The 25,214-nt window shown below is 69.2% G+C and carries 23 protein-coding genes; 11 read left to right on the plus strand and 12 right to left on the minus strand.

Features of this window, described 5'->3' with window-relative positions; translation table 11 throughout:
* Nucleotides 1-2: 2 nt before the first annotated feature.
* The 4 genes from EDD93_RS32415 to EDD93_RS32430 all read left to right on the plus strand — a co-directional run bounded on the left by EDD93_RS32415 (nucleotide 3) and on the right by EDD93_RS32430 (nucleotide 3,577).
* On the plus strand, nucleotides 3-518 hold the full coding sequence (locus EDD93_RS32415; protein ID WP_123529278.1) for a carboxymuconolactone decarboxylase family protein: 516 nt from the start codon (nucleotides 3-5) through the stop codon (nucleotides 516-518).
* Nucleotides 518-1,942 (plus strand): MFS transporter, encoded by a 1,425-nt coding sequence (locus tag EDD93_RS32420; protein WP_123529280.1) that lies wholly within the window; start codon nucleotides 518-520, stop codon nucleotides 1,940-1,942. Before EDD93_RS32415 ends, EDD93_RS32420 begins: the two co-directional genes overlap by 1 nt.
* A gap of 74 nt (nucleotides 1,943-2,016) precedes the next feature.
* Nucleotides 2,017-2,703, plus strand: coding sequence for a hypothetical protein (locus EDD93_RS32425; RefSeq protein WP_123529282.1), 687 nt, complete (start codon nucleotides 2,017-2,019; stop codon nucleotides 2,701-2,703).
* A gap of 247 nt (nucleotides 2,704-2,950) precedes the next feature.
* The gene (locus EDD93_RS32430; protein WP_123529284.1) at nucleotides 2,951-3,577 is read left to right on the plus strand and encodes a bifunctional 2-polyprenyl-6-hydroxyphenol methylase/3-demethylubiquinol 3-O-methyltransferase UbiG; all 627 of its coding nucleotides are present in this window, start codon (nucleotides 2,951-2,953) and stop codon (nucleotides 3,575-3,577) included.
* A gap of 193 nt (nucleotides 3,578-3,770) precedes the next feature.
* Here the strand turns inward: EDD93_RS32430 and EDD93_RS32435 are convergent, their stop codons facing one another.
* Nucleotides 3,771-5,240 (minus strand): glycoside hydrolase family 76 protein, encoded by a 1,470-nt coding sequence (locus tag EDD93_RS32435; protein ID WP_123529286.1) that lies wholly within the window; start codon nucleotides 5,238-5,240, stop codon nucleotides 3,771-3,773.
* 283 nt (nucleotides 5,241-5,523) lie between these two features.
* Here EDD93_RS32435 and EDD93_RS32440 point away from each other — a divergent pair, with 283 nt between their 5' ends.
* Entirely contained in the window at nucleotides 5,524-5,808 is a 285-nt protein-coding gene (locus EDD93_RS32440; protein WP_123529288.1) for a cupin domain-containing protein, read from the plus strand.
* A gap of 263 nt (nucleotides 5,809-6,071) precedes the next feature.
* Nucleotides 6,072-7,646, plus strand: a complete 1,575-nt coding sequence (locus EDD93_RS32445) for a VCBS repeat-containing protein (RefSeq protein WP_123529290.1) — start codon at nucleotides 6,072-6,074, stop codon at nucleotides 7,644-7,646.
* Here the strand turns inward: EDD93_RS32445 and EDD93_RS32450 are convergent.
* Entirely contained in the window at nucleotides 7,643-8,599 is a 957-nt protein-coding gene (locus EDD93_RS32450; protein ID WP_123529292.1) for an IS481 family transposase, read from the minus strand. The genes EDD93_RS32445 and EDD93_RS32450 overlap by 4 nt on opposite strands.
* Nucleotides 8,600-8,776: 177 nt before the next feature.
* A complete protein-coding gene (locus EDD93_RS32455) occupies nucleotides 8,777-9,181 on the minus strand; it encodes an FKBP-type peptidyl-prolyl cis-trans isomerase (protein WP_123529294.1) in 405 nt (134 codons plus the stop codon).
* Between the two features lie 488 nt (nucleotides 9,182-9,669).
* On the opposite strand from EDD93_RS32455, the gene EDD93_RS32460 reads away from it, so the two are divergent.
* Nucleotides 9,670-10,890 (plus strand): LLM class flavin-dependent oxidoreductase, encoded by a 1,221-nt coding sequence (locus EDD93_RS32460; protein WP_185092586.1) that lies wholly within the window; start codon nucleotides 9,670-9,672, stop codon nucleotides 10,888-10,890.
* A gap of 410 nt (nucleotides 10,891-11,300) precedes the next feature.
* On the opposite strand, the gene EDD93_RS32465 is transcribed toward EDD93_RS32460, so the two are convergent.
* From EDD93_RS32465 to EDD93_RS32475, 3 genes are all read right to left on the minus strand, one after another.
* Complete coding sequence (locus tag EDD93_RS32465; protein WP_123529298.1) at nucleotides 11,301-11,969, minus strand: HAD family hydrolase; 669 nt, start codon at nucleotides 11,967-11,969, stop codon at nucleotides 11,301-11,303.
* Between the two features lie 17 nt (nucleotides 11,970-11,986).
* The gene (locus tag EDD93_RS32470; RefSeq protein ID WP_123529518.1) at nucleotides 11,987-12,313 is read right to left on the minus strand and encodes a plasmid stabilization protein; all 327 of its coding nucleotides are present in this window, start codon (nucleotides 12,311-12,313) and stop codon (nucleotides 11,987-11,989) included.
* Nucleotides 12,314-12,681: 368 nt separating this feature from the next.
* Nucleotides 12,682-13,662: a TIGR03557 family F420-dependent LLM class oxidoreductase gene (locus EDD93_RS32475; protein WP_123529520.1), complete on the minus strand. Its 981-nt coding sequence runs from the start codon at nucleotides 13,660-13,662 to the stop codon at nucleotides 12,682-12,684.
* Nucleotides 13,663-13,949: 287 nt separating this feature from the next.
* Here EDD93_RS32475 and EDD93_RS32480 point away from each other — a divergent pair, with 287 nt between their 5' ends.
* Complete coding sequence (locus EDD93_RS32480; protein WP_123529300.1) at nucleotides 13,950-14,834, plus strand: SigB/SigF/SigG family RNA polymerase sigma factor; 885 nt, start codon at nucleotides 13,950-13,952, stop codon at nucleotides 14,832-14,834.
* A 429-nt stretch (nucleotides 14,835-15,263) separates the two neighbouring features.
* Complete coding sequence (locus EDD93_RS32485) at nucleotides 15,264-15,848, plus strand: peptidase inhibitor family I36 protein (protein ID WP_260256024.1); 585 nt, start codon at nucleotides 15,264-15,266, stop codon at nucleotides 15,846-15,848.
* 200 nt (nucleotides 15,849-16,048) lie between these two features.
* Here the strand turns inward: EDD93_RS32485 and EDD93_RS32490 are convergent, their stop codons facing one another.
* The 5 genes from EDD93_RS32490 to EDD93_RS32510 all read right to left on the minus strand — a co-directional run bounded on the left by EDD93_RS32490 (nucleotide 16,049) and on the right by EDD93_RS32510 (nucleotide 21,332).
* Entirely contained in the window at nucleotides 16,049-17,608 is a 1,560-nt protein-coding gene (locus tag EDD93_RS32490; protein ID WP_123529302.1) for an AbgT family transporter, read from the minus strand.
* Nucleotides 17,609-17,623: 15 nt separating this feature from the next.
* Nucleotides 17,624-18,595 (minus strand): PHB depolymerase family esterase, encoded by a 972-nt coding sequence (locus EDD93_RS32495; RefSeq protein WP_123529304.1) that lies wholly within the window; start codon nucleotides 18,593-18,595, stop codon nucleotides 17,624-17,626.
* Nucleotides 18,596-18,677: 82 nt separating this feature from the next.
* Nucleotides 18,678-19,451 carry a creatininase family protein gene (locus EDD93_RS32500; RefSeq protein WP_221217366.1) on the minus strand — a complete coding sequence of 258 codons (774 nt, stop codon included), beginning with the start codon at nucleotides 19,449-19,451 and terminating at the stop codon, nucleotides 18,678-18,680.
* The gene (locus EDD93_RS32505) at nucleotides 19,448-20,146 is read right to left on the minus strand and encodes a FadR/GntR family transcriptional regulator (protein ID WP_123529306.1); all 699 of its coding nucleotides are present in this window, start codon (nucleotides 20,144-20,146) and stop codon (nucleotides 19,448-19,450) included. Before EDD93_RS32505 ends, EDD93_RS32500 begins: the two co-directional genes overlap by 4 nt.
* Before the next feature lie 280 nt (nucleotides 20,147-20,426).
* Complete coding sequence (locus EDD93_RS32510; RefSeq protein ID WP_123529308.1) at nucleotides 20,427-21,332, minus strand: NADP-dependent oxidoreductase; 906 nt, start codon at nucleotides 21,330-21,332, stop codon at nucleotides 20,427-20,429.
* A gap of 249 nt (nucleotides 21,333-21,581) precedes the next feature.
* Here EDD93_RS32510 and EDD93_RS32515 point away from each other — a divergent pair, with 249 nt between their 5' ends.
* Entirely contained in the window at nucleotides 21,582-21,947 is a 366-nt protein-coding gene (locus EDD93_RS32515) for a MerR family transcriptional regulator (RefSeq protein WP_123529526.1), read from the plus strand.
* A gap of 428 nt (nucleotides 21,948-22,375) precedes the next feature.
* A complete protein-coding gene (locus tag EDD93_RS32520) occupies nucleotides 22,376-24,001 on the plus strand; it encodes a hypothetical protein (RefSeq protein ID WP_123529310.1) in 1,626 nt (541 codons plus the stop codon).
* Here the strand turns inward: EDD93_RS32520 and EDD93_RS32525 are convergent.
* On the minus strand, nucleotides 23,998-24,822 hold the full coding sequence (locus EDD93_RS32525) for an IS5 family transposase (RefSeq protein WP_123523990.1): 825 nt from the start codon (nucleotides 24,820-24,822) through the stop codon (nucleotides 23,998-24,000). The genes EDD93_RS32520 and EDD93_RS32525 overlap by 4 nt on opposite strands.
* Nucleotides 24,823-25,214 lie beyond the last annotated feature (392 nt).

The following is a 25,214-nucleotide window of genomic DNA, read 5'->3' on the forward strand; positions in this document are numbered from 1 at the left end:
TCATGGTCATGACGAACAACGCGCACGCCACTCAGACCACCACCACTCAGCACCACAACCACGCCCCGCGCATCAACTTCGCCAAGGCCGCCCCCAAGGCGTTCAAGGCACTCATCGGCTTCGACGCCGCCGCCCGCGAGGGCCTCGACCCGGCCCTGGTCGAGCTGATCCAGATTCGCGCCTCGCTCCTCAACGGCTGCGCCTACTGCCTGCACATGCACACTTCCGATGCCCGCAAGGCCGGCGAGGACGAGGCCCGGCTGCACATGATCGGCGTGTGGCGTGAGGCCCGGAACTTCTTCACGGAGAAGGAGCAGGCCGCCCTGGCCCTGACCGAGGCCGTCACTCTCGTTGCCCGAGGCGGCGTCCCCGAGGACGTCTACGCCCAGGCCGCGCGCCACTTCGACGAGCCGGAACTGGCCCGCGTCCTCGCCCTGATCTTCACGATCAACACCTGGAACCGCATCGCCCTGAGCACGGGCAAGATCGCGGGCCAGGACGAGAGGGCGGCCCACTGATGGCGATCCCGGAGACGGCGGACGGCCGGCGTCCGGCCCGCCCTGTCCTCGCGCGGAACAGGAGGGCGAGCGCCGCGACCCTGGCCCTCCTCGCCTTCGCCCAACTGATCATCTCCGTCGACTACAACATCGTCTACGTGGCGCTGCCCCGGATCGGCAGCGGCCTGGGCTTCTCCGCGCAGCACCTCCAGTGGGTGATCAGCGCCTACGCCGTCGCCTTCGGCGGCTTCCTCCTCCTGGGCGGCCGCGCCTGCGACCTGTTCGGCCCGCGCCGCACGTTCGTACTCGGACTGAGCCTGTACGGGGTCTCGTCGCTGGCGGGCGGCCTCGCCACCGGGCCCGGCGTGCTGATCGCGGCCCGCGCCGTGCAGGGCATCGGAGGTGCGTTCCTCTTCCCCGCAACTCTCACCCTCGTCGGCACACTCTTCGCGGAGGGGCGCGAGCGCAACCGCGCCTACTCGGTGTGGGGTGCGGCGGGCGGCAGCGGACTCGTCGTGGGCGCACTGCTCGGCGGCGTGCTGACCCAACTCCTGGGCTGGCGCTCGGTGCTGTACGTCAACGTCCCGCTGGCCCTCATCGCGGTGGTGGCCGCCTTCCGCCTCATCGCCCCCGACACCGCACGGCGGGCCGGCCGCAGGATCGACCTGCCCGGCGCCCTGACCTCCACGCTCGGTGTCACGGCCCTGGTCGTCGCCCTGGTCCAGGGCCCGGAATCGGGCTGGCTGTCCGCGACGGTCGTACTCTCCGCAGCGGCAGGCGCGACCCTGATCGCGGTCTTCCTCCTCATCGAGGCCCGCACCCGTGACCCCTTGATGCCGCTGCGCCTGCTCCGCAGCCGCGGCCTGCGCACCGGCATGGCGGTGACGTTCTTCTTCATGGCGACGATCGGCAGCCTCGCGTACTTCCTCACCCTCTATTTCCAGAACGTGCTCGGCTACGACGCCCTGCGCACGGGCCTCGCCTACTTCGTCCCGATGGCGGCGATCACCGCGGGCTCGCTCCTCGCGGGCCGGGTCACCACCCGGCTCGGCACCCGCGCCGCGATGACCGGCAGTCTCGTGCTCGGCGCGGCGGGCACGGCGACGGTGGCCCTTTCCATGGCCGCCGACGGCTCCTACGCCGCGCTCGTCCCGGGCTTCCTGATCCTCGGCCTCGGCCAAGGGGCGAGCTACACCATGATGTTCGGCGCCGCCGCCGAGGACATCGCGGGGCACGAACAGGGCATCGCCTCCGGCATGGCGTCCACGGCCCAGCAGGTCGGCGGCGCGGTGGGTCTGGCGGTCCTGGTCGGCATCGCGGGCCTCGGCGAGCACACCTCGGCGGCGGCCACGGTGGACGGCACGCGCAGCGCCCTCCTCGTGGCAACGGCGGGAATCGCCCTGACGGCCGTGGTCGCTCTCGGCTTCCCCCGCCGCAAGGTCTGACGGAACGGCCGGCGCTCCGCCCGCCCTCCTGGGCGGGCCCCTGGTTGATGATCAACTACGGCTAGGCTGCGTCCATGTCACGTGTACGCGTCACCTTTGCCTCCACCCTCGTCGCCATAGCCGCACTCACCGCCTGCTCCTCCGGCAGCGGCGGAGCGGACTCCGGCGACAGCACGCAGAAGGCGGACAAGCCGGTCGCCGCTGCGGCCCCGAAGCCGATCACCCAGCAGCTCAGCCGGCCTCATCTCACGCAGGCCCTGCTCGGTGACGGCGAAACCCTGCCCGGCTACTCCCTGCACGGCGACAAGTCCGTGACGGACGGGCAGTACTGCAACGGGGAGGACGACGCCGACTCGGCGCCGGCGGGCTGGGTCCGCGGGGGCGATTCCTCGTACGAGTACAACGGCTCGACCGTGAACATGGCCTACCTCACGATCTGTCTCTTCGACTCGCCCGGCGCCGCTCACAGCCAGTACACGAAGTGGAAGGGCAGCGAGACCAGCAAGCAGCAGAAGCCCAGGAAGCCGGTGGGCGACGAGAACACGCTGGTCGTCAACCCGGGCGCCAGTGACGACTCCGTCTCCGGCTACGTCCGCTCGGGCAAGGTCACCATCGAGGCCCGGATCGAGGGCGGCGCGGCGGGCGACCCCTCGGGCGCGCAGGCGATGCTTGCCGCCACCCTCAAGCGTCTCCAGCAGCTGCAGGACGGCGGGGCCGCGACCGTGACCGCGCCGGACGAACAGGCCGAGGCCAGGCAGTAGCGAACCCGCCGGGGGCCTGCCGGCCGAGGTCCTGCGATGGCTGCGGGAGCCTGGCCGCAGCCACTTTCGCCGCCGTGGTGTCCCGTGCACAGCGCGGAGTCCGAGCAGTGAGAAAGTGGACCGGGCCGGCCTCGCCGGCGACCGCGCACTGTTCACACGCCGGGCGGCAGCGGCGGTCCCGCGGAGCCGTCGGGAAACCACCACCGTTGCACATGTACGTCGAGGCTGTCGGGAAGGCAAGCTGCACATGACCGGACAACAGGACCGTTGGGCGGAACTCACCGGAGGGCAGGGCGGGGAGGCGTACGCTCAGCGCTTCGCGCGGCTCGTTGAATCCGGTCATGACATCCACGGCGAGGCCGCCTTCTGCGCCGCGTTGCTGGAGCCGGCCGCCCGGGTGCTCGACGCGGGCTGCGGTACCGGCCGGATCGCGATCCGGCTCGCCGAGCTGGGCCACCGGTGCACCGGCGTGGACGTCGACCCCTCCATGCTTGCCGTCGCCCGCCGCGACGCCCCCGCGCAGGAATGGCTGCCCGGCGACCTGGCCCGGCTGGACGCCCTCGACCTGGATCCGGACTTCGACCTGGTGCTCGCGGCCGGAAACGTCATTCCTCTGCTGGCTCCAGGCACCGAACCGGACGTCGTCCGGCAGCTGGCCGGCGCACTGCGTCCCGGGGGCCTGCTGGTAACGGGCATGGGCCTTGACGCGGCACACCTGCCGCTGCCGGAACCGCCGCTGACCCTGGGGGAGTTCGACGACTGGTGCACCCGGGCCGGGCTGACCCTGCGGCACCGGTACGCGACCTGGAGCGGCGATCCGTACCGCGACGGATGCGGCTATGCCGTCAGCGTGCACTCCCGCCCCGCCGGTTGAGTCCGTCTCCCCACCCGACAGGCCGTTGAGGGCGAGCCCGAAGCGGGCTCCGGGACCGCCCTGCGCCACGCCGAGGACCAACTGGCCCGCACGCGCGGCCCCGGGGCCGGTCCGCCGCCCAGTCCAACACCTGGACCGGGCGGCGAAGGAACTCGGGCGAGGGCCTGCTCATCCCCCGTCCGGCCCGGCTCCGTCAGCCGGTGGCGGCGTTGAGGAGGTCGAGGACGCTCTGCTGGCAGCCGGAGTCGGTGGTGCCGTTGCCGCCGTTCCAGTGCGGGCCGTACTGGTCCAAGGGGTTGCGGTCGTGGTCGTAGGCGCTGTTGGCCCAGCGGGTGAGGGCGGGGGCGTAGGGGTGGTCGGAGAGCCGGCGGTTGAGGGTGCCGAGGCCGCGTACGTAGGCGCCCTTGAAGCTGGGGCCGTCCCCCGTGCAGCTGTCGCCCTCGCCGGGTTCGCGCAGGACGCCGTCTGTCTCAAGGCGTGTGGTGGAGGAGTCGGCCAGCTCACGGGCTGTCGTCAGAAGGCCGTCGTCGCCGGTGGCCCTGTGGAACTCGGTCAGGGCGCCGAGGACGACTCCCTGGTTGTACGTCCAGGTGGGCTGGCCGTTGTTGGCACAGCCGTCGGTGAGACCGTCGTTGATCAGGTGATCCCCGTTGATCATGCCACTGCCCTTGAACCAGTTCCATTCGCTCTTCGCCCGGTCCAGGTACGTGCTGTCGCCGGGGATGCGGTTGTGGAGGGCTGAGTTGAGCTGGAGGTACAGCTCGTTGGTGATGGCGTTCTTGTAGTTGCCGTCCGTGTTCCAGCGGACCCCGCCACCACAGGTGTCGTTCCAGTTCGCGTTCATGTGGTCGGCGTCGGCCCGTGCGGTGTCGAGGTACCGGCTGTCGCCGGTGACGTCGTACGCATCGATCCAGGCGAGGCCCCACCAGCCGGTGTCGTCGAGGTACTCGTTGCGGAACTGCCCGCCCTGCGCGTTGATGTTCTTGTCGTACGTCTCGGCGATGGCGTAGGTGTAACTGCCCATGCCGCTGATCCGGCTGTTGTCGATGACCGCGGTCAGGGCGTTGGCGCTCGTCCACCAGCCGTTGCCGCCGAACAGCTTGCTGCCCCGGTCGAACGACATCATCAGCGCCGTGGCCGCTGCGGTACTCCGGCTGCCCGCGTTCCAGGTGGTGCGTGCCCAGGGGGTGCAGGCGATGGCGCCGCCGGCCGGCTGCCCGCAGGCCCGAAGAGCGCCGACGCCCAGGGTGTTCCAGTCGTCGACGTTGTACATCTGGGTGCGCCAGCCCCGTCCGCCGGACGGTACGGAGGTGTTGCCGAGGCGGCTTCCGCCGGCCCAGGTCCGTCCGCCGTCCATGGACCGGTCCAGCCACACCTGGTCACCGGGGCCGCCGCTGTCGATGGACGCCCAGCCCATCGCGCCGGCATCGTCGAAGTGCAGCGCGATGGACCTTCCGGCGACCGTGGCGGTGACCGGGACGCGGTCCTGGGCGCTCGACGCCGGATCCCGCGCGTCGCAGTACGTGTTGCACACCGCTGCGGCCGCCGTGGCCTCCGCAGCCTCAGCCGGTGACGCGGACGCGGCGGGGACACCGCCGACGATGATGGAAGACAACGTTGTCAGAGCTGTGAGTACCGCGGTCTGAATTGGCAATCGCTTCATGGGGGGGGACTCCCGGAACGCTGTGGCCAGGGTGGGGGGTGTTCTGCGGACTGGAGGAGAGCGTTCTCTGAAATTAGCCAGGCGCCATGTCCGCGTCAATAGGTGCCACTCTGTGGCGCCGCCGCGCGTACTGACCGGTTCGGCAGCGGGACCGGAAGCACGGCACCCGGCCCGGAGGCCCCGGGGCACGGTGCGGATCGCTGTGGCTAGCCTGACACCCGGGATGTTGTGTCCCGTCCTGTCCACCGCACCGGCGGGGCAGCCGGCGAAGAGGAGAACGACCATGGCGACCACCGCCCGCGCGAGCGTGCAGCACGAGGACGAGCGGGTCCGCGTCACCCGGTGGGATTTCGAGCCGGGCCAGAGCACCGGTCGTCACCTGCACGCGTACGACTACGTCGTCGTACCGGTCACCGACGGGAACACCGACGTGATCACCCCCGACGGGACGGCCACCCCGTCACAACTGCGGGCAGGCGTCTCCTACGCGCGCCCGGCCGGCGGTGAGCACGAAGTCGTCAACGTGGGCACCTCGCCGCTGGCCTTCGTCGAGATCGAGATGAAGTAGCCCGGACCCGGAGGCCGGCGGGATCGGGCGGAGCGCCGGGCGGCCGGCGCGGGCTCAGAGCAGTGAACGCGATGATCGATGTCGGGCCGTCGGCCCGCCTGCTTCGCCGATACCCATCGATCCGCCTGCTTCGCCAACACGTGGGACGCACGCGCACCCACCGAGCCGGACGGCACCTGCGCGGACTGCGGTCCGGAAGGCGGTGATCCATTCGCGACCGGGCATCCGGAACCGCCGGACACCGTCGGGACGTGCTTGATCACATGAACGTCGAAGATGATGAGCAGGGAGCTGGGCGGAAACGTGGCGCCAGGCGCCGGTGGGCGATAGGGGCCGGCGCCGTAGTCGCCGCGGCCGCGGTCGCGATCGGAGTGGCCGCGGCCCGGTCCGGGTCCCCGAACATCGCCGCACCGCATGCCTGCCATACCGCAGCCCACGGCACCGCTCCCGCCGGCGCCCCGGCCAAGGACGGCCGGACGCCGGCCGGCTCCGCGCCCGTCGCTGACTTCGACGGCGACGGTCACCCCGACCTGGCCATGGGAGCACTGGGCGACGTGGAGAACGCCTCCGCCGGCGGCAGCATCGCGGTGGCGTACGGATCGGGCGACGGAACCGCTCTCGCCCGCTGCCAGTACCTCACGCAGAACGACGCCGCGATACCGGGCAAGGCCGACTACGAGGCGTACTTCGGGACCGACGTGGTGGCCCGCGACCTCGACGGGGACGGCTACACCGACCTCGCCACCGCCGTCTTCGACGACGAACCGAGCGTGATCATCGTGTGGGGTTCCCCGGACGGGCTGAAGAGCGGCGTCCGCGTACCGGGCGCGGGCAGCAGCCATGTCTCCTGGACGCTGGACCAGGCATTGGAGGAGCACCTCGTCGCCGGTGACTTCGACGGTGACGGGCATGCCGACCTGGTCTTCGGGCTCGGTTCCGGCAAGGGCCTGCTCAAGGGCCCTTTCACACGCTCCGGCACTCCGGCGGGCACTGGCCCGGTGACCGCACCGCGCCGGCCCGCACCGGGCATCGGCACCGCGAACTACTCCGGTCTCGTCGCCGGGGACCTGGACGGCGACGGTGCCGACGAGCTGATCGCCTTCCACCACGATGAGCCCCTCGGAACAGCCAAGTCCGAGGAACGTTGGCCGGTCAGCTACTTCCGTGCCCGCAACGGCGGACTCGCCCAACCGGATGACATCGACCTGCCCGACGCAGCGGCGGGCGCGGTCGGCGACGTGAACGGCGACGGCCTCGCGGACCTCGTGCTCAGCCCGAGGCGCGGCAAGGTGAGCCACAGCTCGGTGACCGTCGTGTACGGCTCCGAGGCCGGCCCGACGAAGGGAAAGCGGCCGGTCACCATCGACCGCGACACCCCGGGCGTGCCCGGTGCGGAACCCCAGGACAAGGACGCCGCCTTCGTCTCCCTGGACACCGGTGACGTCAATGGCGACGGCTACGCGGACGTGGTGGCCGGCTCACCCCGGAGCAAGGAGTACGCGAAGACGGGCCCGGAACAGGTGTTGCTCCTGCTGGGCGGTCCGAACGGTCCGACCGGTGAGGGGGCACAGGTCGTCGACGCGGGCGACATCGGCGGCAGGAAGAGCGCGCGAGCCACGTTCGGCATGTCGGTGCGCCTCACCGACATGGACGGCGATCACCGGGCCGACCTGACGGTGGCCGCGCCGGGCGACGACAAGGTGCGCAGCTCCGCGTGGGTGCTGCCCGGCACGGGCCACGGGCTGGCGACCGACGGCGTCACCCGGCTGTACGGCGACACCTTCGAGCACACCGGCAAGCTGCGCCTCTACATGGGAGGCGGCGGGATCGCCCGCTAGGTGTATTGACCCGCAGCGTTGTTGACACGGCTGATGGGGGGCTGGCCTCCGAGGGCGGTGTGGCAGCGGTGGTGGTTGTAGGTGTGGAGGAAGTCTGCCAGGGCGGCTGTTCGCTCGTCGTTGGAGGTGTAGGGCCGCAGGTAGGCCCACTCGTCGGCGAGGGTGCGGTTGAAGCGTTCGACTTTGCCGTTGGTCTGTGGTCGGTAGGGGCGGGTGAGTTTGCCGGTCGCGCCGATGTCGCCCAAGGCCTGTTTCCAGGCCAGCCCCTTGCGGTAGGCCCAGGCGTTGTCCGTCAGCACGCGTTCGATCCGGGTGATGCCCAGGTCGGCGAAGAACGCGGCGGCCCGGGTCAGGAAGGCTGCGCAGGTCGCGACCCTCTCGTCGCCATGGATTTCCGTGTAGGCGGGGCGGGAGTGGTCGTCGACCGCGGAGTGGAGGTAGTCGAAGCCCATGTTGCTGCGGGTGGCGCGGCCGGCCTGGCGGCCCAGGACCTTGTGGCCGCCGCCGTCGGGTATCCGGCCCAGTTTCTTGACGTCGACGTGGACGAGCTCGCCGGGACGCTCGCGTTCGTAGCGGCGGATCACCGAGCCGGTTGGCCGGTCCATCCAGGCGAGGCGGTTCAGTCCGTGACGGGTCAGGATCCGGTGGACGGTTGAGGCGGGAAGGCCGAGGACCGGGCCGATCCGTGCGGGTCCGAGTTTGCGGGACCGGCGCAGGTCGCAGACGCGGGCCTCGATCGCGGCCGGAGTGCGGTGCGGTGTCGTCCCTGGCCTGCTGGAGCGGTCGGCCAGGCCCGCCTCGCCCTCGGCCCGCCACCGCCGCACCCACTTATGGGCGGTCGCCCTCGAGATGCCCATCTCGGCAGCGACATGGGCGACGGGACGGCCGGACGTGACTCGTTCGACCAGCAGACGCCTCCCGAAGACCGTCAGCCGGGCATTACGGTGGGACACGAAGACCTCCGTGTGGTGTGTTCCTAGACAGCTCCACCACACCGGAGGTCTTCGCCTTTGATCAAGACCCCCGTGTCAACAACGCTCGTGATCAATACACCTAGGGCCATTCGTTCGGATCAGGCCGGACCCCGCGCGCCCGGCCTGATCCGAACGCGAGGCATTGCGCGACAGCTTTTAGGTGGGTTTACGGGCAGGAGGCCCGCCCACGACCGTGAGCAGGTCCACGACGAAGACCAGCGTCGAGCCCGCCGGGATCAACGAAGAGGGCGACTGCCTGCCGTAACCGAGACGCGGGGGAACGATGATCTCGCGCCGGCCGCCGACCTTCATTCCCCTCACACCCCGGTCCCAGCCCTTGATGACCTTGCCACCGCCCACGGCGAACTTGAACGGCCGGTCCCGTTCCCAGGAGGAGTCGAACTCTTTTCCGGACGCGAAGGTGACCCCTACATAGTGAACCTGGACGACCCTGCCCGGCTGCGCCGTGGGCCCGTCCCCGATCACGAGGTCCCGGATCGTCAGCTCGGTGGGCGGGTCACCCTCCGGAACCTCAATTCCGGGCTTCGTCAGTTCGCTCATCACAGTCCCATCGCTCGCCGCCGGATTCCCTTGCACGGGGAGGCGAGCCGCATGGACGTTCCGTGCGGCATCCGATCACGCTACCGGCAATGCCGAGGCTCCGAGGTGCGCCCCGTGCCACGGAACACGGCACCGGCATCCGAGGGGGTACCGGAGGCGATCCGGTCAGGGCGAGCCGGGGCCGAACCGGCTCGCGCACCTTGTCTTCGGCGTCTTAGTCCGAGGGAGGTGACGGTCCCTGCGGCCGACTTCAGGCGAACCTGTCCGAAATGGTCTCCCAGCAGGACGATCTCGATGCTGATCCGGATTTCGATGGGTCGTACCCATGGATCCTTCGCGCCGATTGGTGCATTCTCCGCCCACCTGCACGGCGCGACACGCACCGAGTGGATTGCCGCAGTCCGAATCACGGCTCCCGCTTGTGCGGCGGCGAACAGGAAGTGGTACGCGGGCCGCCCGCGCACCGATATGAACTAGGAGGCATCCTCATGGAGTTCGGACTCTTCCTCAACGGATTCATTCCCGGCATGGCGGCTCACGACCGCTCCTGCGAACACCTCGCCCTGAAGCGGGAGATGGACCTCGCCATCAAGGCTGACAAGCACAACTGGAAGTACGTCTGGTTCGGTGAGCACCACTCGCTGACCGAGTACAGCCACATGTCGGCGCCCGAGGTCGTGATGGGCTACGTCGCAGCGAAGACCGAGCGGATTCACCTCGGCACAGGCATCAACAGCCTTTCCCCGCGCAAGGAGCACCCGGTCCGCTTCGCCGAGCGGGCCGCGATGCTGGACCACATCACCGAGGGCCGCTTCGAATGGGGCACGGGGCGCGGCGCGGGAAGCCATGAGGTCGCCTCGTTCAACATCATGGACACGGCTTCGACCAAGGCCGAATGGGACGAGGTCGCGCCGGAGGTCGTGCGGATGTGGGAGCAGTACGACTACTCCTTCCACGGTGAGCACTTCACGGTTCCGACCCCGCACAACATCCTGCCGAAGCCGTACGGGCACTCGCACCCGCCGATCTGGATGGCTTGCGGCAACCCTTCGTCTTTCGCCAAGGCCGGATCGCTGGGCATCGGGGCGATCGCCTTCAACTTCGAGCCGATCTTCGAGCTGAAGGGCCGCATCGACTCCTACAAGGAGGCGGCCGCGAACCCGGTCCAGCTCCTCGGCGACTACCAGAACAACAACGTCATGATGACCAACACGGTCATCTGCCTCAACGACCGCAAACGGGCTCGTGAGATCGCCATGCACGCAGGTCTCGGCTACCTGGTCACTCTGGTCAACCTCTACCACGACACCATGCCGAAATCGATGGACGAGAGGACGTGGCCGACCCCGCCGATCGCCTTCAGCGAGCTCGGCGGGGAAGAGATCCTCGACGAGATCATCAAGGCGGGCCTGTTGCTGTGCGGCACGCCCGACGAGGTCTGTGAACAGGTCGCCGCCTACCAGAGCGTTGGCTGCGACCAGTTGGTCTTCGGTATGACCGGCGGCATGTCCTTCGACGAACACCTGGAGATGATCGAGATCTTCGGCGACAAGGTCGTCCCCGAGTTCGACACGAATCCGGAGCACTCCACCGCCGTCTACCGCCGGGGCGCGCAGGGGCCCAAGTACCCGTCGCACAGCCACCCTGTCCCCGCGGACCTCAAGCACACCGTGCTGCCGCCGAACGCGATCCTTCCGCTGGAGTCCTGACCCCGGTCTGTGCGCCCGGTGGGACTGCGACACCCCAGAAGCCGGCCTTCCGGTTCACCACCTCGTATGAGCAGTCACTCCCCCCCAGAAGCCGCTCCCGTGAACCCGTCGGCAGTCAGGAGCTGTACGTCCCCGCGCGGTCGGCAGACAGGCTCCGACCGTCGGTCCGCCCGCGCGAGCGCCGGTAACGGTGAGGGCCGGGAGCCCGCCCAGGCCGCCGGGCCCGACGGTCTTGGCGCGGGCTCGCGCGGACTCCTCGCTGTCGCGCGCCCCACCCGGCACGCGGCCCGCAGCCGCGCGTGGGGTGCGGGGACCCGCAGAGCACGGAGCAGGACGAGCAGGTACGCAGGGCCGGAGCGCGGCTGCGCGCCGGCCGGGTCACCGGAGGAGTACTGAGCATGCGGGAGGTCTCAGGCGGGCGTCGGCTCGAAAGGGCTCTCGTCGAGGCGAGAGAGCAGTTCAGCGGCGTCCTGATACACCATCTCGGCGCCGGCCCGTTCCAGAGCGGCGCGGGGGATACCACCCGACAACAAAGCCACCGCCCGCACACCTGCCCGCGTCGCCGCCTCCATGTCCCACACGGAATCACCCACGAACACCGCGTTCTCGGCGGGGACGCCGGCCAGCTCACAGGCCAGCCGTACGGGCTCGGGGGAGGGTTTCCCCTCCTCGACGTCGTCTGAACTCGCCGTGTTCCAGATGGCCTCGTCCGCGTCTATGGCCCGACGAAGGGCCGACAGTTCCGAACCGCTGGCGGAAGTGGCGAGCACGATGCGCCAACCGCGTTCGGCCAGGGTTCGCAGCAGGTCGCCCGCGCCTGCGAAGGCGGGCAGACGGTCGAAGTAGGTTCCGTAGAGCACCGTGTGCGCGGAGCTGATGGCGGAGTCCTGCTCCCGGTCACGGTGGCTTCCGAGCAGCCGCTCGATGAGGTCTGCGGAGCTGAGGCCGATAGCCCGATGGATGTCTGTCATCTGCACGGTGTGTCCCGCCTGCCGGAACGCCTCCCACCAGGCCACCACATGGAGGTGGTTGGTGTCGGTCAGGGTGCCGTCCACATCAAAGATCGCTGCGCCTGGCATGTGCACTCACTCCTTCGTCACCGGCCGAGGGCCTTGCGCAATTCGTCCTTGTTCATCGAGGAGCGGCCGCCAATGTTCTTCTTCCTGGCTTCCTGGTAGAGCTGGTCCTTCGTGGGGCCCTGGGCACCCTGGTGGGAGCGTTCGCCCCCACGCCGGTAGGCGGATTTCTTGTCCTGGGTGGACGTCTTGCTCGCCTGCCCGGACTCGCCGGACCGTGCTCGCTCCTTGTTCACCGTCCGGGATGCGATTTCCTTTGCCCGCCGGTCGGAGGCCCCCCGCTCCTTCTGACTGTCTTTGATGTGCTCATACTGACGTTCGCGTTTGGGGGTGGATCCAGCAGGCATGATGCACTCCTTCACTTCGCCGTGTGCGGGCACGAGGTAGGTGCCGATACGGTGCGGCAAACCGGCGGCCGTCGATCCGCGTTTCCCGTACGGGTCCCACTAAACCGCGCCGGACAGGGTGGGGCACGTTCACCCAACCCGGGCCGGACCGCCCGTTCCGCCCCCTGCTCGCGACGAGTCGCGAGAAAGGCCCGCACGATTCCGGCACGGGGATCCTCTTCGTCGCCCGGACCGAGGAATCCTTGTGGTGGGAATCGTTGGCGGTGCACTCGGGTGATGCGCTGCCCGGCAGAACTCTGCTTCGGCGGCGGGCCGCCGCCCCGAAGACCTTGGTGCCCACGGCTGACCGGTGTCCGGGGCGGTCCACCTCAGATACCCGTTGCCTTCGGCCGGAGCCGCCTGAGCGGTCCGTCGAGTTCACGCCGGTAGAAGTCGATGAAACCGTCGGGGTCCGGGCCGGCGTTCTGCATGACAAGCCTGTCGAATCCCGCGTCGACGAAGCGCTGCGCCCGCTCGGTGTAGCGGGAGGGATCCGGGCCGCACGCGAACTTCTCCAGGATGTCCTGCTCTCGTACGGTCGTGGTCGCAGCGTCGAAGTTCACCGGATTGGGCAGTTCGCTCATGACTTTCCACCCGGTAACGGCCCAGCGAGACGTCTCCAGGGCAGCCTGTGCCGCGGTGTGCTCGTCGGGGGCCCAGGCCATCGGAACCTCTGCGTAGCAGGGGCCCCTGCCTCCCGCAGCGCGGTAGTCCCGGACGATCTCCGGCTTGTCCTCCGTGGCGAACAGGCCGTCGCCCAGTTCTGCGGCGATCCGCGTCGATACCTGACCGCTTGCGGCCACCGCGATCAGGGGCAACTGCTCGGGCAGGTCGAAGACGCGGGCGTCCTCCAACCGCAGATGCTTTCCCTCGTAGGACTGGTACCCCCCGCTCCACAGCAGCCGAATGATCTCCAGGGCTTCCCGGAGCATCTCGTGGCGGGTGCTGACCGCGTCGGGGAATCCCTGGCCCGTGACGTGCTCGTTCAGCCGCTCGCCGGACCCCACACCCAGGACGAATCGGCCCTCCGAGAGCAGGGCGAGGGTCGCTGCGGCCTGGGCGATGACAGCTGGGTGGTAGCGCACGGTGGGACAGGTCACGCCGGTCGCCAACCCGATCCGTGAGGTCTTGGCCGCGATACTTCCCAGTACGGACCAGGCGAACGGCGAATGCCCCTGGTTGTCGAGCCAGGGGTGGAAGTGATCGCTGATCTCGACGAAGTCGAAGCCTGCCTGCTCGGCGAGAACCGCCTGCCGTACGAGTTCCGCCGGGCCGAACGCCTCGGCGGCGAGTTTGTAGCCGATGTCCATCATGTCCTCGCTTCTCGTGCCCCCGGAGCGTTTCGTCCGCACAGAGGTACCCGCCCTCGCGGGCCCATAACTCCGGCGCTCGGGCGATAGCTCTCCAGGGCGGGTACGGGGCGGTGCCGCGTCGACGCGCGGGGCGGCCCGGCACACGCAGAGGACCCTCTCCGGGGAAGGAGCGGGGATGAATTGCCCGAGTTCCGAAGGTGTCCTATCCGTATGTGTGGTGAGCCGCCGACAGGGTAGGCGGGGCTCTGCACGGGGGCAGACGACATTTACGGAGAGGCAGCGCCATGTCGATACCCACGGAGACTGCAGATCCCACGAAGACTGCAGATGACGTTGCCGCCGGTGCCGCTCCGGCGATGGGTCTGCCGCAGATCGACGATCCCCGGAAGGTTGCGCCGAAGGACGCCAGGGCGCTGGGCGCCCTGTTCTTCGAGCAGTTGCAGGTCTTGGAAGAGGGCACGCACGAGTTTCAGTACGCGCGGAACACGCTGATCGAGATGAACCTGTCACTGGTGCACTTCGCGGCGAGACGGTTCCGCAACCGCGGCAGCGGCGAGATGGAGGACATCGTCCAGGTCGGCACGATCGGGCTGATCAAGGCGATCGACCGGTTCGAGCTCAGCCGCGAAGTCGAGTTCACTTCCTTCGCGATCCCCTACATCGTCGGCGAGATCAAGCGGTTCTTCCGCGACTCCACCTGGGCCGTACACGTGCCCCGCCGACTGCAAGAGCTCCGGGTATCGCTGGCCAAGGCGAAGGAACGCCTCGCCGGACAGCTCGACCGCGATGCCACCGTCGCCGAACTCGCCGCGCATCTGGAGCTCAGCGAGGAAGAAGTCATCGAGGGCCTCATAGCCGCCAACGGCTACACCGCCGGCTCCCTCGACCTGCCCGTCGGCGCCGACCAGAACAGCGCGGAGACGGCCACGTACGGCGACATCAAGGGCGACATCGACCCCGCCATGGAACTGGTCGAAGACCTCCACACCCTCGCCCCGCTTCTGGAGGAGCTCGGCGACAGGGACCGCGCGATCGTAGCGATGCGCTTCGGCCAGGAAATGACCCAGGCCCAGATCGGCGAACATCTCGGCCTCTCCCAGATGCACGTTTCCCGGCTCCTGAACCGCATCCTCACGCAGCTCCGCACCAGCATGCTCGCTCCCGGCTGAGCCCCCTCGGGGCCGCCTCTGCGGACAATTGCACACATGGTGCCCGGTGCCCTCATCCTTGCCGCGCCCAGGACACATCAAGCTCGGGTTCGGTGAACGTGGAGCCCTCAGGAACGCCGGGCAGGGGAGGGGAGGGCGTCCTGACCTCCCCTCGCGGCGCGTCGTCGGCAGCCGCACACAGAGCGAGCGGCTGCCTATGACGCGCCCTTAGAGGGCGCTTCCCCTCGTGGTCAAGGAGTACGTCGCCTCCGTTGGGCGGGAGCGTCTGCCCGGAACAGCGTCAGGCGCCTGCTCCCGCCCGGCGAATGGCGAGGCACCACGCACTCCCTGCACAGGATTCCTGCGCTCAGCGCTAACGACCGGGACGGCTCAGCACCTCACAGTTGGAGTGATCCCCATGGGGGGAGCGTCAAACGGAGGGGAAATCCAGTGACTCGGATCCGACAGCGGACCCACAGATCCACCGGTGTGGGGCGCGTGCTCGTCGCGCTGCTGATGGCGATTGCAGCGTGCGTGGCCACCGCGAGCTCGGCCGCCGCGGACGCCCGGCCGGGCTTCTCGGGCCAGGCGAGGGAGGCCGGGCTGAGCGGCGCGGAGGCCAGGGCCCTGCAAGCCGAGGTCGACGCCAACCTGGCCGAGTGGGGCGGGAAGCAGGTGTCCGCCAACAAGATCAAGCTGACCGGCGGGGAGCTGACACTCGCGCTGCCGGGAGAGAAGTACGCCCGCGACCTCGGCGCGAAGGGCGGGGCACTGGCCGCCGGCAGCTGCCCCAGTACCTATGTGTGCGCGTACAAGGGGGAGAACTTCACCGGCACCCAGCTGAACTTCTTCACCTGCGGCACGCTCAACCGCATCACCTGGAACACGACCGGATCCTGGAGGAACGCCCAGAAGTCCACCTTGTACGCGAAGTTCTACAGCGAGGACAAGGTACTGCGCTGGACCTCTCCGGGCGGCTACAGCGAGGACGCCTCTGCGGACTGGAGATGGGTCTGGTACCTCAGCCCCTGCTAGGGCGTGTTTTGAAAGTCCCGTCTGCCGGGCGGCGTCTGGCACGCACTCTCGTACTCCAGCGGCACTTCGTGGCCGTCAGCGCCCGAGCAGGGGCCCGGACCGTACGGCCCGGGCCCCTGCGCAACGCGTCCTGGGGCGAGTGGTGCGAGTCCGCCGTGTCGTGCTGGACAGTGCACAAAAGGCGTCGCAGGCACGGTGGTTCAGCGCACCGGTGCCCCGGGGCCGAGTGGAATTCCCAGTGCCCACCAGGCGAGGAACAGCAGCGTCCAGGTCACCGTCATGGCGATCGCCAGCGGCAGCGTGTACGCGGCGAGGGTGCCGATGCCCGCGTCCTTGCGGTAGCGCTGGAGGAAGCCGAGGGCCATCACGAAGTACGGGCTCATCGGGGTGATGGCGGTCGAGCCGGAGTCCGCGATGCGGAACAGGGCCTGCGTCGTCTCGGCCGGGACGTGCGCCAGCATCAGCATCGGTACGAGGACGGGCGCGGCCAGGGCCCACATCGCGGAGCCGCTGGTCACCATGACGTTGACGACGGTCAGCAGGAGCAGGATCAGCAGGAAGACGACGACGATCGGCATTCCGCTGTGCTCCAGGAGTTCGGCCGCCCGTACCGCGAGCACATCGCCGATGTGCGTCCAGTCGAAGTAGGCGAGGAACTGGGCGATCGCGAAGAACAGGACGAGCACCGGCGCCATCTGCTTCACGCCCGCCGCCATCAGCTTCGGTACGTCGCCGGGCTTCGCGATCGACCCCGAGCTTGCCCCGTACACGATGCCGGTGAGTGCGAACAGAATGGCCACGACCGCCGCGATGCCCTCGATGAACGGAGACTCGACGATGCTGCCGCCGTCCCCGCGCAGGGGAGAGGACGTGGGGGCGAGTGCCGCCACGACCAGCACCAGACCACCGCCGAGCGCGAGCAGGGCCCGCCGCAACGCGGACCGTTCGCGCTCGCTGATTTCCAGCGTGCCGAGGTCCTCGACATCGGCGTCGGGATCCGGGTCGAGATCGGGTCGCTTGGCGAGCACCCAGCGCGTGACCAGCGTGATGACGGTGGCGAGCAGCAGGGAGGAGGCGATGTTGAAGAACCAGTTGGACAGGGGCGACACGTATGCGTCGTCGCCCCCCGTGATCTTCGCGGCAGCGGTGGTGATGCCCGCGAAGATGGCGTCGTTCGGCGTGGGTACCGGGCTAGCGTCGTAGCCGGAGGCGATCGACGTGTAGGCGACGACGATGCCGAGGATGGGGGAGCGGCCCACGGCGCGGAAGGCGAGCCCGCCGAGCGGTACCAGGATGATGTACGCGGCGGCCGATGCGACGTGCGCGACCGTCCCGGCGAACGCGACGGCGAACACCACCCACGACGCGGGCACCCGTGCGACCCCGACCTTCATCGCGGCGGACAGGAATCCGCTGCGCTCGGCGACGGCGACGCCCATGATGACGACCACGATCGTCGCCATCGGCGGGAACTCGGCGAAGTTCGACACCATCGTCGACACCGCCATCGCGAGTCCGTCGCCGCTGAGCAGGTTCTGCACGACGACCGTCTTGTGGTCGGCGGGCGACACCACGGACACGCCGAACCCGGCGAGCACGGCGCTGACGACGGCGAGCACCGCCGACAGGATCCAGAACAGCCAGAACGGGTGCGGCAGTGCGTTGCCCGCGCGCTCGACGACTCCGAGGGCGCGGATCACGAAGGGCAGCTGCGCCGCCCCGGCCCCGGCGGGGGAGGGGGCCTCTCTCTGTACGGTCATGATGGCGGCTCCGAACTAGCGCGGCGGGGAGGGGAGTTGGTGATCGCGGAAGAACGCCCACATCACCTTGTGGGCCTGGATCGTCTGCGTGGTGCAGCCGCCGCCGCTGTAGCCGTCGGCGCCCGGCCAGGTGTGCCCGCCGTCGGTGACGGCGACGTGCGCCACCTCCGCGCCGCCGGCGCAATCGGCCCACCGTGACGTTGTGATGTCGGGCTCGGTCACCTTGTCGGCTGCCCGGGTGCGGCAGCCGTCCCGGTCGGCCCACTCGCGCACCCACTCCTGGACCGCGGGCAGCCCGCGGTCGGCATCACCCGCGTACGGGATGGTTGCGTCGCCGGTGCCGTGGAAGTCGAGGACGGGCATCGGGCGCTCCGGGTCGCAGCCGCCCTCGCGCGTACCGGGGTAGAACGCACCGGCGACCGGTGCGACGGCCGCGAAACGGTCGGACATCCGGCAGGCGAGCAGGCCGGTGAACCCGGCACCGTTCGACTTGCCGGTGGCGTACACCCGCCGCTCGTTCACGCACAGCGAGCCCTCCAGCGAGTCGAGGAGTTCCCCGGTGAACGCGACATCGTCCACGCCGGCCGCCGCGTACGGAGCGCCCTGCCACGCCTGCCGCTCGCCGTCGCCGGTGCCGACGACGCCGTTCGGGTAGGCGACGATCGCGGACAGGGTCGACAGGCGCGAGAAAGCCTCTGTGCCCGCGCCGGTGTTGCCGCGCCCGTGGAAGGCAATGATCAGCGGCCAACTGTGCTTCGGCGTATAGCCGTCGGGGAGGTGCAGCTGGTAGGTGCGCTCGCGGCCGCCGCTGCTCAGGGTGTGCAGGACACTGCTGCCCGGCTGCTGCGGGGCGGTGGCGCCGCAGCCTTCGGAGCGCGGGGATGCGGCAGGGTGCGCGGGGTGTGCCGGGTTCGCGTGGGCGGGGGCGAACGGGACGGCGACGAGCGCGGCGGCCAGTATGCAGGCACGCCGAAGTAGACCCTTCATCTGCGGCTCCTAAGAGAGGGTGGGGTCTTGAGGGCGGGGTCTTCGGGGTTGTAGACCTGTACGGGTGGCCAGGGAGTGGGCGCTAGATGTCGAGCCATTCCTCGACGAATGCGCACACGCGGTCGACGGCGGCGTCCACGATGGCCCGCCCGTCCTCGGCCGTGACCGACGTCGGATCGCCGAGCACGCCGTTGGCGCTCAGCTCGTCGTACGGAAGGGTGAGGGTCGGCTGCGAGAAGGAACGGGCCAGTCGGCCCTCGGGCGTGAGCCCGTCGATGGCTACGGACCCCGGCTGCAAGCGGTCCCGATGCACCAAATCTGGTGACAGATATAGCATTTGGGCGGTCTCTGCCTCGCCGCTGTGTCCGCTGACCTCGCTCACACCCATCTCCGCGATCACACCGGAGGCCAGTGGGGTGACCGGCGCCCAGGCGAACCGCACGTCCGGGTGGGACACGAGCAGGTCCTGCGCCACCGTGGTGAGTGCGGCGTTGTTGCCGCCGTGCCCGGTGAGCACCAGGAACCGCCGCCAGCCGTGCCGCCGCAGGCTCTCCATGTACTCGCGCACGACCGCGGCGAACGTGGTCGTCGTCAGCGTCACCGTCCCGGCGAAGCCCATGTGGTGCGGAGAGACGCCGACCGGAAGCGGCGGGCCGATCACCACGCGCCCGGCGAGACGGGCCCCGATGAGGTCGGCGATCCGCTCGGCGCGGATGGTGTCCGTGGCGATGGGCATGCCTGGGCCGTGCTGCTCGAAGGCGCCGGCGGGGATGATGACGACGGGTGCGCGGGTGACGGCCTCGGCGGCCTCTCCCGTGGTCATCTCGGCGAGACGCAGGGGCTGGTCGTTGTTCACGCGAGCTCATCTCCGTCGGGGAATTCGGCGCCGAGTACGGCGTCCCGGATCGCGGTGAGGTGTTCGCGGGTGATGCGCTCGGCGGTCGCCGTGTCCCCTTCGCGGACTGCTTCGACGATCTGGACATGCTCGGCGTGGTCGCGCTCGCGGTCGTTGTAGCGGTGCCGGATCTCGACCTGGTCGCGGGCGCGGACCTGGAGCAGTGCCTCGACGGTCTCCTTCAGCAGGGCGTTCCCGCTGGCCGTGGCGAGCGCGACGTGGAAGTGCACGGACCGGCGCAGCGACTCCTCAGGCGGGAACAGGGCGTTGGCCGCAGCGTGTTCCAACTGCGCGATCCCCTGGGGGAGCCGGATGCGGGCGGCCTCGGCGGCCACCGCCGGTTCGACGACGAGGCGGGCCTCGACGAGTTCGAGGACGGACTGCCGGGAGGTGCGCGGCCGGTGCGGATTGGCGAGCAGCCGCCGGTCGATACCGGGCCCGACGTACGTACCCGAACCGTGCCGGAACTCCACGACCTGCATGGCCTCGAGGCGCCGCAGCGCCTCCCGCACGGTTGGTGTCGTCACCTCGAACCGCTTGGCCAGTTCACGCGAGGAGGCCAGGGCATCACCGGGGGAGAGCCGCTCGGTGTGGATGATCTCGACGATGTCGTCCGCGAGGCGCTCGGACAGCGAGGGTTGGTCGGCGTAACTCATAAAGTGAATAGATCACTTGGTCAGTGGGGGTGTCAACGGTCGTGCACGACCCGATGTTCTGGCCTCTGGGTGCTTGCGAGGGAGGCACGGGCCGTCGATCGCATCGAAGGGACCGAGTGCGGTGCCTCGGTGGGGGCGGCCTGCTTGACGAGGTGCCATATGGATCGGCCCGCTCCGGACCGCCCGCTCACCGAGGCCGATCGAGTGCGCACTCGGTACGCAGGCACGCACGTTGCAAGTTGCGAACCTCGTAGGCCTGTCCGGACGCGGATCGGCCTGTTCAGATGCAGATAACGATCTTTCCTCGGGTGCGCCCGCGCTCGGCCTGCGCGTGGGCGTCGGCGGTTCGCTCCAGGGGGTAGGTCTGTTCGATACGGGGCGTGTAGCGGCCTTGCCGGCCCAGTTCCGCAGCTGCGGACAGCAGGGCGGAATCGTTCTCCGCGTTGACCACGTGCGTACCCAGGCGCTGACCGCCCGCATGGTCGGCGACCGTTGAGACGCGCTTCGGGTCGCCCGTGATCGCGACGAGGTCGTCCAGGGATCCGGAGGCCGCGGTGTCGAGCGCTGTGTCGACTCCGCGCGGGGCCAGAGCGGACAGGCGCTGCGCGAGGCCGGGACCGTACGTGGTGGGCACGGCGCCGAGTGCGGTGAGGAACTCGTGGTTGCGTTCGCTGGCCGTCCCGATCACGGTGGCACCTTGCGCCACAGCGATCTCGACTGCCGCGCTGCCCACGCCCCCGGCGGCGCCCTCGACGAGAAGGGTGCGCCCGGAGAGGGGGCCGAGCGCGTTCAGGCCGCGCATCGCGGTCACGGACGCGAGACCGGCGCCGGCGGCCTGCTCGTCGTTCCACTGGTCGGGGGTGTGGGCCCAGGCCGAGAGGACAGCCAGTTCCGCTGTCGCGCCGGTGACACCGCCCAGCCCGAAGACGCGGTCGCCGACGCTCACCCCCTGTACTCCGTCACCGATCTCGTCGACCACTCCTGCGGCGTCGCGCCCGGGGATGGCGGGTAGCTCCACGGGAATCAGCTGCCGCAGGGCGCCGGCACGCAGCTTCCAGTCGATGGGATTGACGCTGGCCGCCGCGACCCGGACCCGGATCTCACCGACTCCGGGGCGCGGGTCGGGGGCCTGCTCGATCACCAGGCTCTCCGCTTCGCCGTATTCGTGGAACCGGGCTGCGCGCATAGTGGTCTGCCTTACTTCGACGGGGCGGAATGAGGTGTTCATCCGACGCTCGTCACTCTAGAACCTGACGTTGACGTGAGGTGCAAGCCACAACTGCCGCCCGCCCGAAAAGAGGACAGGCGCGGACGGGAGAGGCTGTCGAGCAGCCGGGGGTGGATGTGCGGGCCGGCGCCACTACCCGGAGTCGACGCTGCTAGCCTCAACCTGACGTCAACGTGAGGTATGGACGGAAAGGGAGTGACCCGCGCCATGCGCATCGGACAGCTGGCCAGGCGGTCGGGGGTCAGCGTGCGGGCCCTGCGCTACTACGAGGAACAGCGGCTCCTGGAATCGGCGCGGACGCCCGGCGGGCAGCGCGACTATTCCGACGAGGCCCTGGAGCGGGTCCAGCTCATCCAGGACCTCTTCGCGGCCGGACTCTCCAGCCGTACCGTCGTCGAACTCCTCCCGTGCGTGAGCACCGGCGTCGCGACCCCCGCCATGCTCGACCAGCTCATCGTCGAACGCGACCGCATCGCAGCACGCATCCAGGACCTGACCCGGGCCAAGACCAAACTCGGTCACGTGATCGAGAACGTGACCGCGGCGACCGCGGCGAACGTGTCGCAGGACTGATCAAGCCGCCGCGCGGGGTGGGGCTCCGACCTGCCCGGCAGCTATCGGCCACGGGCAGCCCCAGGCATATCCGGAAGCCGTCGCAACAGCCCTCGTCGACGTCGCTGCCCCGGACGCACGCCGTGCAGCGGCGGCCACGGGCGGGCCGCCGCTCACCACGGTGCCGGCGCGCCGCAGGCACCGGTCAGCCGCAACCGAACCTGCCTTCAGTCGCTGCCCTGTCCCGCCGACGTGATCAGCGCGATGAGGACGAGCAGGCTGACCGCGAGAGTGATGACCTGCTGTGCCGCCCACCCTTGCTGTATGGCCAGTACGGTCACGGCAGTGACGGCATGGGCCCACGTACGGCGTTGAGGCTGACGGGAGTTGGGAGTAGACATGGTGAGCCTCTCGTGGTCGGCTGATCTGCTTGAGGCTCAGGTTCATCCATGCTGTTGTTGTTCGCCTCGGAGGACCTGCGTTTCCGCAGGTGGCTGCTGACAAATGCCGGACAACCGGCGGGTTTTCTCGGGACAATCTCGATGCGGGGGCAGACGGTGGGGCGACCTCTAGGGACGTTCAAGGGGCGGACGCCACAGGCCGATGCCTTCGCCCGCTGGCTCAGGGAGATCACGAAGGGCGTGACGGTACGCTCGCTCGAGGAGCACTTTCCCTACGGCAAGTCCTCTTGGAGCGGGTTCCGTGACGGCAGCCGCCTGCCCAGCCGAGCCCTCGTGGAGCAGGTGACTGGACGGTACCTCCGGGAACCTGCCCTGCGGGAAAGACAGCTGGTGCAGGGAATGCACCTGCTGGAAGCGGCTCAACAGGCCGCCAAGGACTTGGAGAACGGCTTAGTCCGGCCGGCTCCGCTTCCTGGCCCCCGGTTCAGGGCGGCCGACCCCATGGCTGAGGCATGGCTGCGGCTTGACGATGCGCGACAGAGGCAGATCGACGCCATGCAGAAGCTTGCAGTTTCTGAACGTCGGCGCGAGAAGCTGGAAGACATGGTCTCCGTGCTGGAAGAACGCTGCATCCTGCTTGAGGGTGAACGCGACCGGGCACGTGAAGATGCTCAAGCGGAGCTCCAGCACGAACTGCAGATGTCCACCGAGTACCGGCGCCAGGCCGACCAGAAGCTTGATCACGCCCGCCGGGCCGAAGTCCGCGCGTACCAACTGCGGCTGGCGGCCGAGCGGCAGGTGACGATAGAGCGGATAGCCCTTCGGCAACTGGATCCGGACATCACGCCAGGCATCCCTCCGCTCTCGGGAAACTCGGTGGCCCAAGAGCTGGACCTGCCGCCGCTCGACCAGATTCATGAACTCCTCAACGCTGTCCAGGAACAGCTGGACGCCCAGGACGACGAGCTGAACGATCTCGACGATCAGATCGACCTCGGGGCCAGGCAGCAGGCGCGGGACGCGCCGCGGACGGCTTCCCGCATAGTCCAGGGGCGTCTGGTGGAGGACACCGAAGCCGAGGGAAGTCCCGGAAAAGGCCGGGACAACCCCAGAAAACCTCTGACCGGCAGAAACGAGGAACAGGCTACCGGCGACGAGTTCGATCCGGACGAAGCGCATACGGATCACCAGCCACTGGAGGGCCTGGGTGCTCAGCCGGCGGAGCTGGTAATCGGCCTCAAGACCGCAAGCACGCCGGCGGCCCTGTCCACCGCGCTGTCGCAGCTGCGCCAGCGCACCCCGCGTACCGAACGACGGTCGATCAGCGATCTGACACAGGCGGCATTCCCGGGACGGCTCAAGGACGACCTGGTCCTGATGACTGTCATGCGCTGGATCGACGGCGACGTTCTGCCGGACACGTGGCTGCACCTGCAGGCCCTCGTCCGAGCGCTGGGCGCCACAGACCGTGAAGTGAATGCCTTCCAGGAGGCCTACATCCGAACGATCGATGCGCACCTGCCGGGAAGAGCCTCATTTCACGACCTCTCTGACCTCCCGGTACCTGCTCGCAGGCTGGCGGGGATCGGCAGAGGGGTCGTGCGCCGACGGAACCCGATCGCTGTGGTTCTCAGTGAGCGTTTCGTTCTCCGATGTCTGTTTCATTTGGTCTAGGTGTCGCGCCAGTTGAGGGTGGTCTCGTGGGTGAGGCGGCGGGTCATGAGGTTGATGGCGGCCAGCTGGATCATGGCTGCTGATCGGTGGGGGTGGGTTTCGTAGTCGCGGGCGAGGCGGCGGTGGTGCATGAGCCAGCCGAGGGTGCGTTCGATGACCCATCGGCGTGGCTGGACGTGGAAGCCTCTGGTGGTGGGGTCGCGTTGGACGATCTCGAGGTCGATGCCGAGGTGGGCGGCGTGTTCGACGGCTTTGGTCTTGTAGCCGTTGTCGGCCCAGGCTTTGCTGATCGTTGGGTGGAGTGCGGCGACCTTGGTCATGAGCTGGGTGCCGGCCGCGGAGTCGTGGACGCTCGCGGCGGTGACGGCGACGGCCAGGAGGAGGCCGAGGGTGTCGGTGACGATGTGCCGTTTGCGTCCGATGATCTTCTTGGCCGGGTCGATACCTTGGCTGGTCAGGGGGACGGTGGCGGAAGTCTTGATGCTCTGGCTGTCGATCAGGCAGGCGCTGGGCTGGCTCGCGCGGCCTTCGGCCTTGCGGACCTTGCCGCGGAGGATGTTGGTGAGCTGGTCGAAGATGCCGTCGGCTTCCCAGCGGGCGAAGTAGCCGTAGACGGTCTGGTGGGGTGGGAAGTCGTGGGGGAGGTAGCGCCAGGGAATGCCGGTGCGGTCGACGTAGAGGATGGCGTTCATCAGGGTGCGTAGGTCGTGGGTGGGCTTGCGGATGCCGGCGCGGGCCTGGCGCCAGGCTTCCAGCGTGGGGCGGATGAGTTCCCAGCGGGCGTCGGACAGGTCGCTGGGGTAGGACTGTGAGGGCTGCATGATGCCTGGGTACGCGGCGGCAGCCGACCTGGGCAGGGCGTGCGGCGAGGCATCCGGGGCACCAGGGCGCGAGTGCGCAGACCCGCATGAACCAGGTTGCTTCTGAATGAGACGGGATCTCTCATCAGAAACCCGGTGCATTACTGGTCCACGGATTGCCGTATAAGCCACTTCCCCGGCGAATCACCGCTCAGGGGACTTCGCTTGACCGCTCAGAATCGCAGCCAAACACCTGATATGCGAACCAAACGCTCACTCAGTGGCTGTCTCGTTGCTCTGATCGTCGCCGTGTACCTGCTGAGCCGCTGATCCCCCCTTCTGGACGCGTCTTTCCTGCCGGAAGGCGCTGGGCGCTACACCTGCGGCACCCGGATCCGTCCTCGCCGTGACCG

Source organism: Streptomyces sp. 840.1 (assembly GCF_003751445.1).
In the GTDB taxonomy this organism is placed as follows: Bacteria; Actinomycetota; Actinomycetes; order Streptomycetales; family Streptomycetaceae; genus Streptomyces.